Origin of the sequence: Paenibacillus ottowii (assembly GCF_050516475.1) — a bacterium.
In the GTDB taxonomy this organism is placed as follows: Bacteria; Bacillota; Bacilli; order Paenibacillales; family Paenibacillaceae; genus Paenibacillus; species Paenibacillus ottowii.
Genome location: NZ_CP191577.1, coordinates 2,022,276 through 2,040,316, shown reverse-complemented (window position 1 = coordinate 2,040,316; position 18,041 = coordinate 2,022,276). Strand labels below are relative to the sequence as shown.

General features: G+C 47.6%; 14 protein-coding genes and 1 pseudogene. 12 read left to right on the top strand and 3 right to left on the bottom strand.

Annotated features, from left to right (window positions below; all coding sequences use genetic code 11):
* Positions 1-358: 358 nt before the first annotated feature.
* Positions 359-2,222 (top strand): annotated as a pseudogene (abc-f, locus tag ACQQ6X_RS09705) (ribosomal protection-like ABC-F family protein).
* Between the two features lie 133 nt (positions 2,223-2,355).
* Here the strand turns inward: abc-f and ACQQ6X_RS09700 are convergent.
* Positions 2,356-2,550, bottom strand: a complete 195-nt coding sequence (locus ACQQ6X_RS09700; protein ID WP_430493573.1) for a hypothetical protein — start codon at positions 2,548-2,550, stop codon at positions 2,356-2,358.
* 105 nt (positions 2,551-2,655) lie between these two features.
* Here ACQQ6X_RS09700 and pheS point away from each other — a divergent pair, with 105 nt between their 5' ends.
* The 3 genes from pheS (at position 2,656) to ACQQ6X_RS09685 (ending at position 8,396) form a co-directional block, all read left to right on the top strand.
* Positions 2,656-3,687 (top strand): phenylalanine--tRNA ligase subunit alpha, encoded by a 1,032-nt coding sequence (gene pheS / locus ACQQ6X_RS09695; RefSeq protein WP_305165157.1) that lies wholly within the window; start codon positions 2,656-2,658, stop codon positions 3,685-3,687.
* 28 nt (positions 3,688-3,715) lie between these two features.
* Entirely contained in the window at positions 3,716-6,163 is a 2,448-nt protein-coding gene (gene pheT / locus ACQQ6X_RS09690) for a phenylalanine--tRNA ligase subunit beta (protein ID WP_305165156.1), read from the top strand.
* Between the two features lie 208 nt (positions 6,164-6,371).
* Positions 6,372-8,396: a DNA repair protein gene (locus ACQQ6X_RS09685; protein WP_305165155.1), complete on the top strand. Its 2,025-nt coding sequence runs from the start codon at positions 6,372-6,374 to the stop codon at positions 8,394-8,396.
* A 151-nt stretch (positions 8,397-8,547) separates the two neighbouring features.
* Here ACQQ6X_RS09685 and ACQQ6X_RS09680 read toward each other — a convergent pair whose 3' ends face one another.
* A complete protein-coding gene (locus ACQQ6X_RS09680) occupies positions 8,548-8,907 on the bottom strand; it encodes a phage holin family protein (RefSeq protein ID WP_063209932.1) in 360 nt (119 codons plus the stop codon).
* 153 nt (positions 8,908-9,060) lie between these two features.
* On the opposite strand from ACQQ6X_RS09680, the gene ACQQ6X_RS09675 reads away from it, so the two are divergent.
* The 4 genes from ACQQ6X_RS09675 to ACQQ6X_RS09660 all read left to right on the top strand — a co-directional run bounded on the left by ACQQ6X_RS09675 (position 9,061) and on the right by ACQQ6X_RS09660 (position 14,038).
* On the top strand, positions 9,061-11,430 hold the full coding sequence (locus ACQQ6X_RS09675) for an endonuclease MutS2 (RefSeq protein WP_305165154.1): 2,370 nt from the start codon (positions 9,061-9,063) through the stop codon (positions 11,428-11,430).
* 52 nt (positions 11,431-11,482) lie between these two features.
* Positions 11,483-11,896: a DUF350 domain-containing protein gene (locus tag ACQQ6X_RS09670; protein WP_014599569.1), complete on the top strand. Its 414-nt coding sequence runs from the start codon at positions 11,483-11,485 to the stop codon at positions 11,894-11,896.
* A gap of 55 nt (positions 11,897-11,951) precedes the next feature.
* A complete protein-coding gene (locus ACQQ6X_RS09665; RefSeq protein ID WP_305165153.1) occupies positions 11,952-12,668 on the top strand; it encodes a hypothetical protein in 717 nt (238 codons plus the stop codon).
* Positions 12,669-12,784: 116 nt separating this feature from the next.
* On the top strand, positions 12,785-14,038 hold the full coding sequence (locus tag ACQQ6X_RS09660) for an MFS transporter (RefSeq protein WP_305165152.1): 1,254 nt from the start codon (positions 12,785-12,787) through the stop codon (positions 14,036-14,038).
* Between the two features lie 70 nt (positions 14,039-14,108).
* Here ACQQ6X_RS09660 and ACQQ6X_RS09655 read toward each other — a convergent pair whose 3' ends face one another.
* Positions 14,109-15,347, bottom strand: coding sequence for an NAD(P)/FAD-dependent oxidoreductase (locus tag ACQQ6X_RS09655; protein ID WP_305165151.1), 1,239 nt, complete (start codon positions 15,345-15,347; stop codon positions 14,109-14,111).
* Positions 15,348-15,460: 113 nt separating this feature from the next.
* Here ACQQ6X_RS09655 and ACQQ6X_RS09650 point away from each other — a divergent pair, with 113 nt between their 5' ends.
* The 4 genes from ACQQ6X_RS09650 to ACQQ6X_RS09635 all read left to right on the top strand — a co-directional run bounded on the left by ACQQ6X_RS09650 (position 15,461) and on the right by ACQQ6X_RS09635 (position 17,984).
* A complete protein-coding gene (locus ACQQ6X_RS09650) occupies positions 15,461-15,697 on the top strand; it encodes a hypothetical protein (RefSeq protein ID WP_142611785.1) in 237 nt (78 codons plus the stop codon).
* A gap of 32 nt (positions 15,698-15,729) precedes the next feature.
* Positions 15,730-16,116: a spore coat protein gene (locus ACQQ6X_RS09645; protein ID WP_305165150.1), complete on the top strand. Its 387-nt coding sequence runs from the start codon at positions 15,730-15,732 to the stop codon at positions 16,114-16,116.
* Between the two features lie 143 nt (positions 16,117-16,259).
* Positions 16,260-16,760, top strand: a complete 501-nt coding sequence (locus ACQQ6X_RS09640) for an Lrp/AsnC family transcriptional regulator (protein WP_013370105.1) — start codon at positions 16,260-16,262, stop codon at positions 16,758-16,760.
* A gap of 12 nt (positions 16,761-16,772) precedes the next feature.
* Positions 16,773-17,984 carry an aminotransferase class I/II-fold pyridoxal phosphate-dependent enzyme gene (locus ACQQ6X_RS09635; RefSeq protein ID WP_142611786.1) on the top strand — a complete coding sequence of 404 codons (1,212 nt, stop codon included), beginning with the start codon at positions 16,773-16,775 and terminating at the stop codon, positions 17,982-17,984.
* Positions 17,985-18,041 lie beyond the last annotated feature (57 nt).

The window sequence follows — 18,041 nt, the reverse complement described above, 5'->3', positions numbered from 1 at the left end:
CTTTTTATTTCCAATTGGATAATACTCTTAGCCGGGCTGTGGTTCATTCAATACAACTTTGGTAATTGGGGATAACCCCAGTATTTTCAAATATGCTGTGATCTGCTATACTGACTGCAAGTAAGTATCCCATAAAAAGGAAGGTAACCATACGTCCGATGAAGTAAGCACACTGATTTTCCCATTCAACTGCATGTTACTGGCAGGCGGCTGCAAGCTGCAACGGGAGAAGTGTGTCTGAAATGAAAGAAACAAATCATAGCAGTCATTCTATATTCCTGTATGCAAGCCGCAGCCTTCTGCGGCTTTTTTTATTGCTTCTGGTGTGAAAACCGGACTGGGAAAGGATGATCGTGGTATGAAAACCATTTTGCGAGTTCGCAACGTAGTCAAGGAATGGAACGGGACATCTTTATTAGAGAAGGTGTCGCTGGATGTGACGGAAGGTGAACGGCTCGCGCTGTTCGGAAGAAATGGAGCAGGTAAAACGACGCTATTGCGAATATTACTGGGAGATGAAGCGCCAACCTCTGGTCAAGTAGAGCATGATTTGCCATTGGAAGAGCGCGGCTGGCTGAAGCAGCAGGATACGTTGGATGGGTCTCGAACCGCACTGGAGGCCGCACAGCAGGCCAGCCCTAAACATTGGCATCTCAAGCAAGCATTGAGACAGCTGGAAGCTCACCTAGCCAATCCTGGGAAGGATATGGAGCATCATTTGGAGCGTTACGGGGAGCTGATGGATCAATACGAGCGTCTGCAAGGCTTTGCCTGGGAGTCTGAGGTGGAAAAGGCGCTTACCCGAATGGGTATGCCTGCCCAGACGTGGTCGATTGCTTATGGTGATCTGAGCGGCGGACAGAAGACGAGAGTGCGGCTGGCTGGACTGATGGTCAGACAGCCGAAGTTGTTGGTGCTGGATGAGCCAACCAACCATCTGGATGCCGAAAGCTTGCTCTGGCTGGAGCAGTGGCTGTCCACGTATCCTGGAACATTGCTGTTTGTATCGCATGACAGAGCTTTTTTGGATAAGGTGGCTACAAGCTTGGTTGAGCTGACACCCATGGGCATTAAGCGCTATAAAGGCGGCTATAAGGAATATAAAGCGCAAAAGGAGCGGGAGCTGCGAGAGCAGGAGGCGAGCTATCGGAGGCAGGAACTGGCGAGACAGGCGCTGGAGGAAACAATTCGAAATTATAGGGAATGGTTTCATCAGGCGCATCGTAGCGCATCTAAAGTCGAGGTGGCTATTACGCAGAGTTCTTACAAGGCCAAGGCTAAAAAAATATTTCCCGTTATCATGCGAAGGAAAAGGAACTGGAGCGGCTGGAGGCTAACAGGGTAGAGCAACCGCGTGAAGCTCCGTCTTTGCACATGAAATTAAGTGACAGCGGCTTTCAGGCTAAATATTTGCTGCGTGCTGAGCAGGTTGACTTTAGCTACGATGAGCGTCTCATTGTGAAAAATCTAAATCTGAACGTTGCACGTGGGATCGTTTGGCTGTTCGGGGACCCAATGGAATTGGCAAAACCACGCTGCTTCGGTTATTGACAGGTCAGCTGGAACCGCAGATAGGGAAAATTACAACTAACCCACAGTTGAATATCGGATATTTTTCACAGGAGCTGGAGCAGCTTCCAGAGGACCAGACGTTGCTTGACAGTCGGCTTGCACTCCCTACGATGACCCAAACCGAAGCGAGAACGGTGCTGGGCTGTTTTCTATTTGCCAAAGAGGATGTATTTAAAAGGATCGGAACGCTCAGTATGGGTGAAAAATGCAGGGTAGCTTTACTGCGTCTGTACTTTAGTGGAGCCAATCTGCTAGTGCTGGACGAACCGACAAATTACTTTGACATTGAAACCCGTGAAATTGTAGAGGATTCTTTGCGCCGATATGATGGAGCGCTGGTACTCGTCTCGCATGACCGGGAACTGGTACGTTGTACGGCAACTCGGCTGCTCGATATGAAGCCGGGAGGCGGATATGAGATCTATGAAGGGACGGCCGACGAAAAACAAGAAGATGAACGGAGCCGCATCCGAGAGCCAAAGGATCAAGAGGAGCGGGAAAAACGTCTTAGATTACAGCTGCGTCTTACCGAATTGATGGGAATGGCAGGGACGAGTGAAGAAGATAAGGAGGTTTTGAGCGATACCAGGCGCATTCGTGCTAAGCTGGATCGGTTAAATGATCCCGATATCTATAGGAATGAAATATAGGCGCTGCTTGCCAAAGTGCAGTAGTTTGCATATAATAATGAGCAATAGTTCGTATTTTGAAAATGTCTTGATGGAGAAGAGTAGGCAGTGTCCGATTGAACAGGGAGGAAGCGCCGTAGGATTGAGAGCGTTTCTACAAATATTGGGCTGTTGAAGTTCGCTCCGGAGCAGTTCCTTGAACCTCAAGCGTCATGTAAATGGCGGATGTGTAAGTAGGGGATACCGGTTCACGACCGTTACAACGTGCAGAGCGAGACGATGATGTATTGCATGAATGATCACCCGAACTGGTTGCCGCAAGGTAAAGTATCGGGTAGCTGATCTTCATTGTCTAACGAGGGTGGTACCACGGTCTTTTCGTCCCTTTCCGGGAGAAAAGACCTTTTTTTGTTGTCTGAAAAGCTGGATATGAAGAAAGGGGACTGAACAGGCGATGAGCGAAACCATCCAAATGAAGGAACATTTGCTGGCCTTGAAGGAAGAAGCACTGGAAGTATTGGAGAAGGTGGCAACACCCAAGGAACTGGCTGAACTACGAGTTAAATATTCGGGTAAAAAGGGTGCACTGACTGAAATTTTGCGCGGTATGGGCAAGCTGAGCGCGGAAGAGCGTCCAGTTGTTGGACAGGTAGCTAATGAGGTGCGCGAGGCGATTGAAGAGGTCGTTAACCGTAAGCAGGACGAGTTCACGAAAGCAGAAACGAACGAGCGTTTGCAAGCAGAGAAAATCGACGTTACGCTGCCTGGGCGCGCACTGCCGCAAGGCGGGCTCCACCCGCTTAACAAAGTGATCGAGCAAATTGAGGATATTTTTACAGGTATGGGATATCGAGTGGCTGAGGGTCCGCAGGCCGAGACCGATTATTATAACTTCGAAGCATTGAATCTCCCTAAAAATCACCCGGCACGGGACATGCAGGATTCATTTTACCTGACCGAAGATTTATTGATGCGTACCCATACGTCACCGGTTCAGATTCGCGCAATGGAGGCGATGAAGGGTGAAACGCCTATTAAGGTGATTTGTCCGGGTACGGTATTCCGACGTGATGATGATGATGCAACACATTCCTTCCAATTCCACCAAATTGAAGGTCTTGTGGTTGGGAAAGACATTCGTATGAGTGATTTGAAAGGGACCTTGCTGCAATTTGCACGCGAAATGTTCGGGGAATCGACCGAAATCCGGTTGCGCCCAAGCTTCTTCCCGTTCACCGAGCCAAGTGCTGAAGTAGACGTGACTTTTGTGAAGAAAAACGGCGAGCGCGTATGGATCGAAATTTTGGGCTGTGGTATGGTGCATCCGAAAGTGCTGGAGATGGGTGGTTTTGATCCCGAGGTGTACAGTGGCTTTGCATTCGGTATGGGTGTAGAACGGATAGCCATTTTGAAATACGGCATTGACGATATTCGTCATTTTTATAACAGCGATCTGTCGTTCTTGAAGCAGTTTGCGCGTCAATAAACAACTATATCAAGGGAAGTGAACCCATATGAAAGTATCATTCGAGTGGCTGTCCGAGTATGTATCACTGGATCAAGTGAGTGCGGAGGAGCTGGCAGAAAAAATCACCCGTTCGGGCATTGAAATTGATGAAGTCGAACATCGCAACCAAGGAATTACTGGCGTCGTTGTAGGCTATGTCAAAAGCAAGGAAAAGCACCCGGACGCGGATAAGCTGAATGTGTGTATTGTCGATGCGGGTCAGGGAGAGGACTTGCAAATTGTGTGTGGTGCCAAGAACGTGGATGCAGGTCAAAAGGTTCCTGTTGCAGTTGTAGGTGCCAAGCTGCCAGGAGATTTCCATATTAAAAAGGCTAAGCTGCGTGGTGTTGTGTCCATGGGTATGATCTGCTCGGCCAAAGAACTGGGCATGAATGATAAGCTGTTGCCAAAAGAGTTGCAGGAAGGCATTTTGGTGCTGCCAGAGGATGCTGAAATTGGTACGCCGATTACGAAACTGCTTGCCTTGGATGATCAGGTGCTGGATTTTGATCTGACACCCAACCGCTCGGATTGCCTGAGCATGCATGGAGCTGCTTATGAAGTGAGCGCTATTCTAGGACGTGACATTTCGCTGGCTGACCCTGCTAAGGATCTGGTGGAAATTAGCGATGCAGCGGCAGATCATCTGTCCGTAAAGGTAGATGTTCCTGAACTGTGTACGCACTATGCAGCACGTTATATCACAGGTGTAAAAGTGGGTCCTTCCCCATTATGGATTCAAAACCGTCTGATGGCGGCAGGGGTTCGTCCAATTAACAATATCGTCGATATTACGAACTACGTCATGCTGGAATATGGCCAGCCGTTGCATGCTTTTGATGCGGATAAGCTGGAACATGGAAATATTGAGGTTCGACTTGCTCGTGCAGGCGAAACTTTGATTACACTTGACGATCAGGAACGTAAGCTGGAACCGCATATGCTGCTGATTACGGACGGCGTAAAGCCAATTGCATTGGCTGGCGTGATGGGCGGAGCCAATTCCGAGGTTACGGATGCGACAGTCAGCATCGCACTGGAATCTGCGAAGTTTGACGGCGGTATAGTTCGCAAAACATCCCGTCAACTGGGACTGCGCTCGGAAGCAAGTCTGCGTTTTGAAAAAGAGGTTGATCCAGGCGCTGTTATACCTGCTGTAAATCGTGCAGCTGCGCTGATTCAGCGTTATGCCGGGGGAACTGTACACCATGGCATCGTAGAGTCTGTTTCTGCAAAAGCTGAAAACCGCATTATCAAGCTGTCGCTAGATAAAATAAACCGATATTTGGGAACCGAACTGTCCCTGCTTGAGGTGAAGACGATTCTTGGTAGACTTCATTTCGCATGTGGCGATGTAGAACAAGGGGTGTTGGAAGTTGAAGTACCTACACGCCGCGGGGATATTACTATTGATGTGGACTTAATCGAAGAAGTGGCACGTCTGTATGGCTATGACAATATCCCAACCACGCCGATTGAAGGACCAACAACTCCAGGAGCTTTGACAGCATCGCAATCCCTGCGTCGCTCTTTGCGTAGATTGCTGGCTCATGGTGGTTGGCAGGAGACGATCAGTTACTCTTTTGTACATCCGCAAAGCACAGCCTTGTTTAATGCTCTGACAGAAGGCAGTCACCCGGTACGTTTGGCCATGCCTATGAGCGAAGACCGGAGCGTTTTGCGTACGAGTATCATTCCGCAGATGCTGGATACAGCGGTGTACAACATAAATCGCAAGCAGGATAATCTGGCCATTTTTGAGATGGGAACTGTATTTTATACAGAAGAACAGACATTAACCCGCCAGCCGCAGGAAATTCAGGTGCTCAGTCTATTGCTGAGTGGGGTTCGCCGTGAAAAACAATGGAACATCGGTGCCGAAAAGGTTGATTTCTTTGATATTAAAGGTGCGCTTGAAACGGTGTTTGACTATTTCGGACTAAGTGCCAGCATTCGTTATGTGGCTGACCAACCACAAAGCTACCACCCAGGACGTTCCGCTTCGGTATGGCTGGATGTAAATGGTAGCCCTCAGCGGATCGGTACGATTGGGCAGATTCATCCGGAACTGCAACAGTCCTATGGGCTGAACGATACGTATGTAGCAGAAATTGCGTTGCAACAGCTCATTGAGCATGCAAACTCCCATATTCAGTTCAAAGAGCTGGCTCGCTTCCCGTCCGTGGAACGTGACATTGCTCTCGTGGTGGATAAAGATGTTGAGGCAGGGGAGCTGCTTCGTGTTATTCACGCTGCAGGCGGGGAACTGTTGCAGGATGCACGGGTGTTTGATGTATTTACAGGCAGCAAGCTTGGTGAAGACAAGAAGAGCGTGGCTATTTCCCTGACCTATCGTCATTGGGAGCACACGTTAACGGATGAAGAGATCAATGCGGCGCATTCTCCTGTCGTTACGTCTCTGGAACAAACTTTTGGAGCGGAATTGAGAAAGTAGCAGGAAATGCGGGAAGCCGTATCGAATCTTAGTGACAGAGGTTCGATACGGCTTTTTGGCCTATCATCATCGAAGCTCTCTACTCTGATATTCACCCGCTGCGGGGAAGCCGGGCTAATAAGGTTGAACGCTTCACGGAAGGCGGGTTACCCTAGTACCGGACACATCTTAGAATCAACATACAGTAGTATTGAAGGAGGGCATAATTGTGACTACACCAGATCGTACTCGCGTAACTGTAGAGATCTACGGTACTTCTTATAAACTTGTCGGTAGTAATAGTGATTATATGAAGCAGGTTGCCAATTACGTAGATGAACGTATGCATAGCATTTCTCAAGCTCATTCGCGTCTGGATATGCCCCGAATTGCCGTGCTAGCTGCGGTTCATATGGCTGAAGAAGCTGTACAAATCCAGGAGATTCAGAGCCATATGAACCGTTTGGCAGCGGAACGGGCGGAACTCCGGGGAGATCTGGCGCAACTCCAGACGGCTCTAGGGGAACAGCAGCAGAAAAATTCAGATATGCAGCAAGCTCTTATTCAATTGAGGGAAGAAAAAGAAACAACGCAGAAGAAGCTGATGGAAACTGAATCTGCATCAGCCAAGGAAATTGCCGAGCTGAAGGCAAAGCTTGAGCAGCAGGAGAAAAAAGCGGCTGAGCTTGAACATGAACAAAAGCAGGCCAAGCGTGAATTAGAGGAATTCCGTCAAGAAGCTTCTCGGAAGCTGAAGGAGCAGCAAGAAGCTGCGAATGCGCGTGTTCGGCAGACAGAAGAGCAGCTGAAGAAGGAAATAGTCGAAGCGGCCAAGCAAGCTGAAGCTAAGCTTTCGGCTGCGGAGAAGACTCATCAGGAGCAGAAGCGTATAGAGCTGGACAAATTGCGATCTGCTTTGCAGCAAGAGCATAGCCAGAAGCTAAGCGAATGGCAGACCAAGTGCTCCGGGCTGAATGAGCAGCTGGAGCAGGAACGTAGACAGGCTGAATTGGCGCTAAATGAAGAAAAGCTCCAGCATGAGGAAGCACAACAACGTGCTGAGGAAGCTGCACTGGAGCAGGAGATTCGGATTGAGGAGCTTCAGGAGCAATTAGAACAAGTGCAGGCAGGAAGCGCAGAGCTTTCTTCTCGCCTGGAGGAGGCTCAAGAGCAAGCTGCAGCATTGAAGCAACAACAGTCCGAGCTGGAGGTCGAGCTGCAAGCACAGCAACAGGCGGCAGCAGAGCGGGAGCAGGCGGATACGCGTGCACGTGAAGAACTGCAAAGCAGATATGATCAACTGGCGGCTGAAGCCAAGGCTACGCAGCAGCAGGCAGCCAAGCTAGAGGAAGAACAGCGCCGGATGCAGAAGTTGCTAGAGCAAGCTCATGTATCTTCTCGCAAGCTGCAGAGCGAGCTGGGTGCGCTGGCTGAAAGCGAGAAGTCATGGAAGAAACTTGCAGAAGAGCGTCAGTCGGCAGCCGAAGAACTGGAGCTTACCCTGCTGGAAGCGCATGAACAGAAGAAAGCGATAGAGGAGCAACTGCAGCAGACCATGGCTGAGGTTGAAGCTACTAACGATCAATATGCTTCGCAGCAGCAACGTCTAGTTCAACTTGAAGCGAAAATTAAGGAGCTGTCACCTGAGCTGATTCGCGTTCAGGACGAGCTTGAGCAAGCCAACATTCGAGAGCAAGAGGGCGCAAAGGCGTATCAATTGCTTCAGGAGCAATATGGAAGCATGAAGAGCCGAGCCGGACAACTGGAACAACATATTAAGCAGCTCCAGCAGGAAAACCATGACCGGCAAAGTGAACTGGAACGTGCTGAGAAGGCTTCTGCGGAATGGCAGCATAAATATGATCAGTTGAAGGCTGAAGCGGAACGTCTGGAAGCTGAAGATGCTGCCCGTAAGGAAGAATTTGCATCTTGGGAACGGGAAATAGCGGTAACGCTCGAACAGAAGGAACAACTTCAGGAGGAGATTCGTTTCGCAGTTGAAGCTGCCAACACTGCAAAGGCAGAACAGCAGTCCATCGAGCAGGAACGGAAAGCCTTGCAGTCTGAATTAGAAGAAGTGGGTCAGAAATATGAAATGGCGGCTCATCAGCTTCGGTTATTACAAGTACAACAGGACGTAGATCGAGAAAATACAGAAAAAATTTCGACAGAATTACGTCAGCTCAAAGAAGAATACACCAAGCTTCAAACGGAGTATAATGAATGGATTGAACTTATTGAACAGGATCAGTAGATACGGATTATAAACGTAAGGCAATCCCCAGCTGCTCATGGCTGGGGATTTTTTTGTTTATGGTCATGCTAAGAAGTGTAAAATGGCAAAAAGCTGTCCTTTGGCAGATGAATCTGCTTCGGGACAGCTGTACTGGAAGTGTCTGCTAAAATTATTTCGCTTCCTTGCGTCCGGCTTCAAACGGTGTCGATACCGGGATAAACAGATCGATAATCCCGATAACCAATGCAGCGAGCAATGCGCCCATAATCGAAACACTGACATGGGCCACGACATATTGAGCGACCCAGATAACCAGAGCGCTCACTAGAAAACCAACGATACCACGTCCAAATGGGGAAACGCGTCGACCAAATATCGCCTCGACGATATAGCCAATCAAGGCAATGACAATGGCAAGGATCAGCGCACTCCAAAAGCCGCCTACACTAAATCCGGGAACGATCCAGCTTACGACCATCAGAACCAGAGCGGCAACGATGAAACGTACAATGTGCCCGAGAATGCTCACGGAATAACCTCCTTTGTTTTTTTGAATTAACAGGGTTAGACAAAGGTTAGTGTGTGGCATGAAGAGCTTTCTTATGTGTAAAGCAGAGTTGGCAAATAGCGTAAGTTTGCTGCTTTCGGTATAATATAGATATAAGTGAAAGGAGCAGTGAAGTTGGACTCTAAAATTTTCAAAACCCTTGAATATCAAAAAATTCTAAATAAACTAAGTCACTATGCCCAAACGGCAACGGGACAACAGACAGCTCTTCGATTACAGCCCAGCGATGATTTGGAGCATATCAAGAAATTGCTGAAAGGTACGGATGAGGCCTATGCTGCTGATCGGCTGAAAGGAGTGCCCTCCTTTAATGGAGTGGTGGATATCACTCCAGCGGTGAAGCGTGCCCGTATTGGAGGGACGTTAAGCCCGCAGGAGTTGCTTGGTATTCGGACAACGGTTCAAGCTGCACGCCGTATACAGGTATATGTGACAAGTTTGCATGAGGAAAATCCTGTTGAAACATTGCTGTATTGGAGTGAGCAGCTATCGGAACAAAGAAGTTTGGAAAACTCGATTAAAGGCTGTATTGACGAAAATGCAGAGGTGCTGGATTCCGCCAGTACAGAGCTTTCACAAATTCGCCGCGAGCTGCGATCAGGTGAAGTGCGTATCCGTGAAAAGCTGGATTCCATGATTCGCTCTTCAACCGTATCCAAAATGCTTCAGGATCAGTTGATTACGATTCGTGGAGATCGGTTTGTCATCCCGGTCAAAGCCGAATATCGTTCTTATTTTGGCGGAATTGTGCATGATCAATCCGGGTCAGGCGCAACATTGTTTATCGAGCCTGAATCCATCGTAGCCATGAACAACAAGCTGAGGGAAACCAGGCTAAGAGAAGAGCGTGAAATTGAAGTCATTTTACAAAAACTGACCGCACTTGTCGCAGAACAAGCGGATATGTTGCTGTATGATGTGGATATTTTGGGCAATCTTGATTTTATTTTTGCGAAAGCGCGTCTTGCTCGTGAAATGAAGGCAACTCTGCCTTTAATGAATGATCGCGGGTACTTGAAGTTGAAAAAGGGTAGACACCCTCTAATTCCATTGGAACAGGTCGTTCCCATAGATGTGGAGCTGGGTAATTCGTACACCTCGATTATTGTTACCGGACCGAATACAGGGGGGAAAACCGTTACCCTGAAAACGATAGGTCTGCTAAGTTTAATGGCGATGTCTGGACTGTTTGTGCCTGTTGAGGATGAAAGCCAGCTATGCGTATTTGATGTAATCTATGCCGATATTGGTGACGAGCAGAGCATTGAGCAAAACTTGAGTACATTTTCCAGTCACATGACCAATATTATTAGCATCTTGAAGAGTATGACACCTAAAAGCCTTGTATTGCTTGACGAGGTGGGGGCAGGAACAGATCCGGCCGAAGGTTCGGCGCTGGCTGTGTCCATTCTGGAACATATACATGCTCTGGGTTGCCGTATGGTGGCGACGACTCACTATAGTGAATTGAAGGCGTATGCCTATGAGCGCAAAGGAATTATTAATGCAAGTATGGAGTTCGATGTTGCTACCTTAAGCCCGACGTACCGCCTTCTGGTCGGTGTACCCGGACGAAGTAACGCTTTTGCCATTGCCGAGCGATTGGGATTGCCGGGGCGGATATTAGATTATGCTCGTGGCGAGGTAACGGAGGAAGACCAGCGCGTCGAGCACATGATTGCGTCACTGGAGCAGAACCGTTTGACCGCTGAGCAAGAACGGGAAAAAGCAGAGCAGCTGCGTAAGGAAATGGAAGCATTGCGTACCCGTCATCAGACCGAGCTGGATAAGCTGGAGTCACAACGGGACCGCATGCTGGAAAAGGCTGAAGAAGAAGCAAGAATTCTCGTGGATAAGGCTCGTAGTGAAGCAGAGAAAATTATTACTGATTTGCGCAGATTGGCTCAGGAAGAGGGAGCTTCGGTTAAGGAGCACAAGTTGATTGCAGCTCGTAAAGAACTGGATGAAGCAGAACCGAAGCAACGCAAGAAAAATACAGCCAAACGTTCAACCACTACGCGTACTCGTTCCATCATGGCTGGCGATGAAGTATCAGTTCACAGTCTGAATAAAAAAGGTCACGTGGTTGAACTGACTGGCAGCAAGGAAGCTATCGTTCAACTGGGCATCATGAAAATGAAGGTCAGTCTGGACGATCTGGAGTTGCTGCAACCAGCCCCAACGACTACTCCAAGGGTCCAAAAGCCAGTCACTGGCGTTAAGCGGACACGGGATGATAATGTGCGCAGTGAACTTGACCTTCGGGGAGCCAACGTAGAGGAAGCACTGATGGAAGTGGACCGCTTCATGGATGAAGCGTTTTTGGCTAATCTGGGTCAGGTATACATTATTCATGGCAAAGGTACCGGGGTCCTGAGAACCGGTATTCAGGAGTACCTTCGCAAGCATAAGCATGTGAAGAGCTATCGTATCGGTAACTACAATGAAGGCGGCACGGGTGTAACGGTTGCTGAATTGGAATAGATATAGGTTGCTGACCGAGAACGCTTGGTAGAACGGGAGGGACGAGGTGAAGATGGCGATTGATGAATTGCTATCGCATCCGTTGGGGATGATGCTGGGTTATTTCTCCGTGGCGGTGCTGGAGTTAATTGTTTTTTTATCCTGCTTTGAGCTGGTAACCCGTTATAAATGCTGGGAAGAGATCAAGCGAGGCAATGTTTCGGTAGCCATGGCAACGGGTGGAAAAATGTTTGGTATTTGCAACGTGCTCCGCTTTGCAATGGAGGCTAAATCCAGCGTGTATGATACGATGATCTGGTCGTTCGTTGGCTTTTTACTGCTGCTTGCGGCGTACTTTCTTTTTGAATTTCTGACACCAGTATTTTCTATCGATCAGGAGATTAAGGAGGATAACCGTGCAGTTGGCTTGTTCTCCATGATTATTTCTATATCACTTTCTTATGTGATTGGTGCGAGTGTAACTTGACACATCCTGTATACTAGAGCTTGGTATACGCATTGGAACGGAAGGATGATAAAGCTTGGAAATGACGATTTGTCCATGGTGTAACATGGAAATTATCTGGGATGAAGAATTAGGACCTGAAGAAGAATGTCCTTATTGCCATAATGATCTGAAGGGATACTCAGACATCACCGATGAGGAAGAGGAGTCTGAGTCTGTTCCTCCACCTGTTCACAAACATAAGGACGGGCATGAAAATGCAACACATGATCATGCGTACCATGCGGGCTCTGTAACTCCCGCGCTCCACGCTCATGGAAAAGAAGACCTTAAGGGTTACCGTACATTGAGTATTCAGCTTGGCGATGATGACGAGCAGGATATTTTATATGAGGCAGAGGATGAAACGGTGGTTGAAAAGCCGGCTGATGCACCGTTATTGCAGGATAATGAGCTTCACAAGCTGCCTGTGCTGCATACTTTACAAAAATTTGAGGAAAGCGGTGCGGATCTTATGGCTTATGAACAAGGTGCTGAACAAATACTCGACAGACAAGAGGAAGTTCTTGAATGTTCCCAATGCGGAGAGTATATGCTGCATGCGGGTTTGCAAACCGTCACCAGAGAAGGTTTTGAACCATCGATATCTCCAGTGCTCGGCAAGCCTGTTCTGGATTTGCCGTTCGTTTTGAATGTTTATGTGTGTCCTAGCTGCTTCCATGTTCAGCAGACTTTGTCAGAGGATGACCGCTTGCGGATGCTGGAGAAGCTCAGTGGTATTTCCAATAATTAAATAGCAATTCCCCGGATAGGTCCAAGCTCAATACGGGCATGTTAAATCAAAGAAAACTTTGAACAGGCTGGCTCGTAATAAGTTGATTGGTGATTTTTCCGTTAGGGGGAACTGCATTGAAATCAAACCTGAACGGACAATCCATTCTGCTACTAAGCTTGAATGGATTGTTTGTATTTGCAGCAGCATTGTCCGGTACATTTCTTAATGTGTATTTGTGGAAAAGCAGGCAGGATTACGCGATGATCGGATGGTTTAATGTCAGCCAACAAATCGCGCTGGGAATTATGGTTTGGGTGGCTGGAAAGTGGGTCAAGGAACATAACAAAATGAATGCCCTACGCGTCGGAACCGCATTGTCTGGCCTATTCTATCTAATCGTGTTGTATACGGGACCTCAGGCTGTAAACTACATATGGCCGCTCGGAATGTTATTGGGTGCAGCATTAGGTTTGTTTTGGTTAGCGTTTAACGTCATTTTTTTCGAAGTCACGGATCAGACAAGTCGTGATCATTTTAACGGATGGGTGGGTCTGCTGGGCTCGTTTTCCGGTATAGTGGGCCCGTGGCTCTCTGGTTGGATTATTGCGCGCATGGAGGATGATGCGGGGTATCGCGTGATATTCAGTATTTCCTTGGCCTTTTATGTCGTAGGAGTGGTGCTGAGCTTCTTTCTCCGCAAGCGTAAACCGACAGGAAAGTACAATTGGAAGGAACCTAAGCAGCGATTGTCACAAAAGGGGAGTATGTGGCGTCCGTTGTCGTTATCGCTTGTTACACAGGGCATCCGTGAAGGGGTATTTGCTTTCCTGATTACACTGCTCGTGTATGTAGTTACTCAACAGGAATGGAAGCTAGCACAGTTTTCACTTATTACATCAGGGGTTTCATTTTTTAGCTTTTGGGCTGTCGGAAAATGGCTGAAGCCACACTATCGCTCGGCTGGTATGCTGTTGGGTGCTGTGCTGTTGGTGATCGCGCTTTTACCGTTATTATGGCGTATGGAGTATAGTACATTGCTGATTATGGGGATTGGCACGGCTTTATTCATGCCTTTGTATTTAATTCCTATGATTTCTGCGAGCTTTGATCTGATGGGAACGAGTGAAGGAGACGCTAATCAGAGAGTGGAACTGGTGGTACTGCGCGAACTATGCTTAATGATAGGCCGGTTGACGGGAACACTGATTTTCTTGGGTGTCCTAAGTATTAGCAAGGCTCCGACGGCAATGATCTGGTTATTGATTGGACTTGCATTGATGCCAGTGATTGGGTGGATTTTCATGCGAAGTGTGCTAAAGATGGAACAAAAAACGAAACAAAGCAAGTCCCATTCCCACGCTCGACGCTGGCACAAGCAAACCGAATAATTAAAAATTCAATACCAAAGAACCTCCCAATCCGTTGATATAGGAAAAGGAGGTTCTATTTGTATTATATTTAAATCATCGGTTCTGTTGTCCCGGGCGAGGGTTTGGTGGGACGGGTCAGAGAAAAAAGCTTCATTTCAGGTCGGTGGGTGCCCGTCAGTTCATCAGCCAAAAGCTGTGCGGCTACCATACTCGTAACCGTCCCATTCCCCCCGTAACCCTCCAAAAAGTAGCAGTTAGGGAAACGTGGATGTGGACCAATATAAGGCAAGCCATCGTGGGAAGTGCCGAATACAGCCGCCCAAGCATAATCGATTTGAAACGGGACACCTGGAAAATGCTCCTGTAGTGCTTGGAGCAGCTTGTGTTGTTGGTGTAACAGCCTGATTTCGCGCTGCTTGGCATCTAGTACAGGTTCATCCAAACCACCAATAATGATACGCCCTTCCTGGGTTGAGCGCATATACAGATAAGGACGAGCAGTTTCCCAGATCAGACACTGCTCATGCCATAAGGGAGCATCTCCGATGGGATTGGTGGCGATAGCATATGAGCTTTCTAGCACGGCTCCGCGATCTGTTTTAATCTCTTGTGTTTCATAACCCGTTGCAAAAATAACTTTTTTTGCTCGGATCATCCGGCCGTTGGCATGGCAAACGACCTCCTTATCGTTGAATTCAAAATGCTTAGCTTCTGTATGCTCATATAAGCGAACACCGAGACGGCTGGCCGATTGCAGCAGTCCCTGGGCAAATAAAAACGGATTAACCTCGGCATCTTCGTGCGTATACAAGGCTGCTGGTTTTCGAAAAGGGAATCGGGCAGCAACCTGATGCTCATCCCAGTATTCCACTGGAAATCCAAAACGGGTTAGCTGTTTGTATTCTTCCTGAAGCACCTGTACATCCTCTTTTGTACTTGCATAGTACAGGCTGCTGCGGCGAATAAAGGAAGGGTCCCTATCCAGTGTGGCAGCCAGTTGATCTAGCTGATCCAGGGCATCCCTGCACATACGGTAAAATAGTACACCGTTGGTCTCGCCAAACGTATTAATAAAAGAGGTTAAAGTCTTGTCATTGCTATATTGCAGCAATCCAGTATTGGCTGAAGAGCTTCCATGTGCCAGCCTTCGCTTGTCAATAAGTACAGTGTCGATCTGTCGTTCTCCCAATAGCCGGGAGCAGAGGGATCCGCCCATCCCGCCTCCGATGATCAGTACATCACAATTTATATCCTCTGCTAATGGAGGATAATCCAGCATTTGCTCCAAAGTAGTCGGCCAAAACGTATTCCCGCTTATCAATTCCATATAAATAGCACTCCCCACAGGCAATATGTAGTATCTCTTATGTGTACATAGTATTTCGCCAAACGGACAAGATAACCAGCGTGCAACAAAACATTTAAGGAGGCACGGAGATTATGCAATCTACGAACATGCAACCCCTGACAGGCAAAGAGCTGGAGTACATCGTGGACTCCATTTCCAATGAAGAACTACTGCTCAAACAATGTGCGGCGACAGCGGCTTCTATTCAACAACCAGCCATTCAACAAGCCTGTTTGCAACTGGCAAGAACTCATGAACACCACTTGAATGTGCTTTCCAATGCTCTTCAACAGCATCAGCAGCTTGCTCCAATGCAACCGCAGCAGTAATTTGCATTTACCAATAAAGGAGGTTTGACAGAATGTATCCACAAAACAATATGTCATTTATGCCTGAAGAAGATTTGCTCTATAGCATTCTTGCCGATATGAAGCGTACAGTGCGCGAGTACACAACAGCGACGACAGAATCCAATTGTCCGTCTGTGCGTCAGATGTTCACCGACCTTACGAATGACACGTTGCGTATGCAAGGGGATTTGTATCGTCTGATGAGTCAAAACAATATGTACTCCACTTCGTCTAAAGCGCTGCGCGTCGATTTGGACAAACAGATTCAAGAAGCTCGCAAGACCCAACAGGAATGCCAACAGTTCATTCAGCAGAAGTCATCATCCATGGGAGCATATGGTCAGCCTATGCATCAGCATGGCCAGTCTGCTCACCAAAGCAACCCTTATTATATGTAAACGGGATTTTCCGTTTTTGAAGCAATTTCCCATAACAGCCGTCCGTCTGCCGGGTTTTCCGGGGCGGACGGTTTTTCTTTGCAGGTTTAAAGGGCGTATTGTATGATGTATAGTAATCTCTTTCGATGGAGGCCTTATGTAGAATGACAGAGCTGAATGAATTGAAATTAAAAGTGCTGGAATTGTTAAAAGAAGATGCAAGAAGAACACCAACTTTGTTGGCTACTATGCTGGGGGTAGACGAGCAGGATGTACGTACCTCGATTAAAGAGCTTGAAGACCAACACGTGATCGTCAAATACGCCGCTGTAGTCAATTGGGACAAAGTCGACGACGAAAAGGTTACCGCTTTGATCGAAGTACAGATTACACCTGAACGTGGAAGAGGATTTGAAGGAATTGCAGAACGGATTTATTTGTATCCGCAAGTTAAATCAGTTTATCTCATGTCCGGTGCCTATGATTTGCTGGTAGAGGTGGAAGGCCGCAATCTCCGTGAGGTCGCTAATTTTGTGTCAGAGAAGCTATCGCCTATCGACTCGGTTTTGTCTACCAAAACTAATTTTACGCTTAAAAAATACAAGCAGGACGGAATTATCTTTGAGGACCATCAGGAAGATAATCGTCTGATGATTTCGCCGTAAAGGAAGATCATGATGAATCTCAAAACAGAAGCATTTACCGACAACAACAAAGCCATGAGTTCTTATTTATCCCCATTGGTACGCGAGATCCCATCATCGGGTATCCGTAAGTTTTTTGACCTGGTGGGTGGCAACAAGGATATTATTACCCTCGGGGTAGGCGAACCGGATTTTACAACCCCTTGGCATATGCGGGAAGCCTGTGTCTATTCATTGGAGCGGGGCTTTACTAGCTATACGTCTAATGCGGGAACACCGGAGCTGCGTGAAGCGATTAGTGATTATCTGAATGAGCAATTTGACGTCCGTTATGATCCTAAAAATGAGATTATCGTGACCGTTGGGGGTAGCGAGGCGATTGATCTCGCGTTGCGCGCGCTAATTGTGCCTGGCGATGAAATTCTCGTACCTGAGCCGTGCTACATTTCCTATTCGCCAATCACTTCGATTGGAGGCGGGATTCCGGTCGGCATTGAAACGTTTGCCAAGGATGAGTTTAAGCTGACTGCTGAGGCGCTGGAGGCAAAAATTACACCTAAATCCAAGGTGCTGATTTTATGCTATCCGAGCAACCCGACCGGGGCTACGATGACTTACGAAGATTGGCTTCCGATTGCGGAAATCGTGGAAAAGCATGATCTGATCGTCATCTCTGATGAAATCTATGCTGAATTGAACTATGGCGATAAGCATGTCAGCTTTGCTTCGGTACCAGGCATGATGGATCGTACGATTCTCGTCAGTGGTTTCTCCAAAGCCTTCGCTATGACCGGCTGGCGTATTGGCTATACATGCGGGCATCCTGATTTGATTGCTGCTATGCTCAAAATCCATCAGTACACTGTCATGTGTGCGCCTTCGATGGGGCAAGTTGCAGCACTGGAAGGCTTGCGAAATGGTATGGGTGAGAAAGACCGTATGGTTGAAGCCTATAATCAGCGTCGCCGTCTGATGGTTGAGGGATTCAGAGAGATCGGCCTGGAATGCCATGAGCCAAGAGGAGCATTTTACGTTTTCCCTAGTATCCAAAGCACAGGACTTAGCTCGGATGAATTTGCACAGCGTCTATTGACAGAGGCTAAAGTTGCGGCTGTACCGGGCAATGTGTTTGGTTTGGGAGGCGAAGGGTATCTTCGTTGCTCATACGCGACTTCTGTTACCCAGTTAACGGAAGCCTTGGATCGGATTGGTCACTTTGTAGAAAAAGTGAAAAAAGAAGGTTAAAATTATTTTTTTATGGGTAATTCATAGAAAATAGTCTTTTATTTCTAAATTTCTATG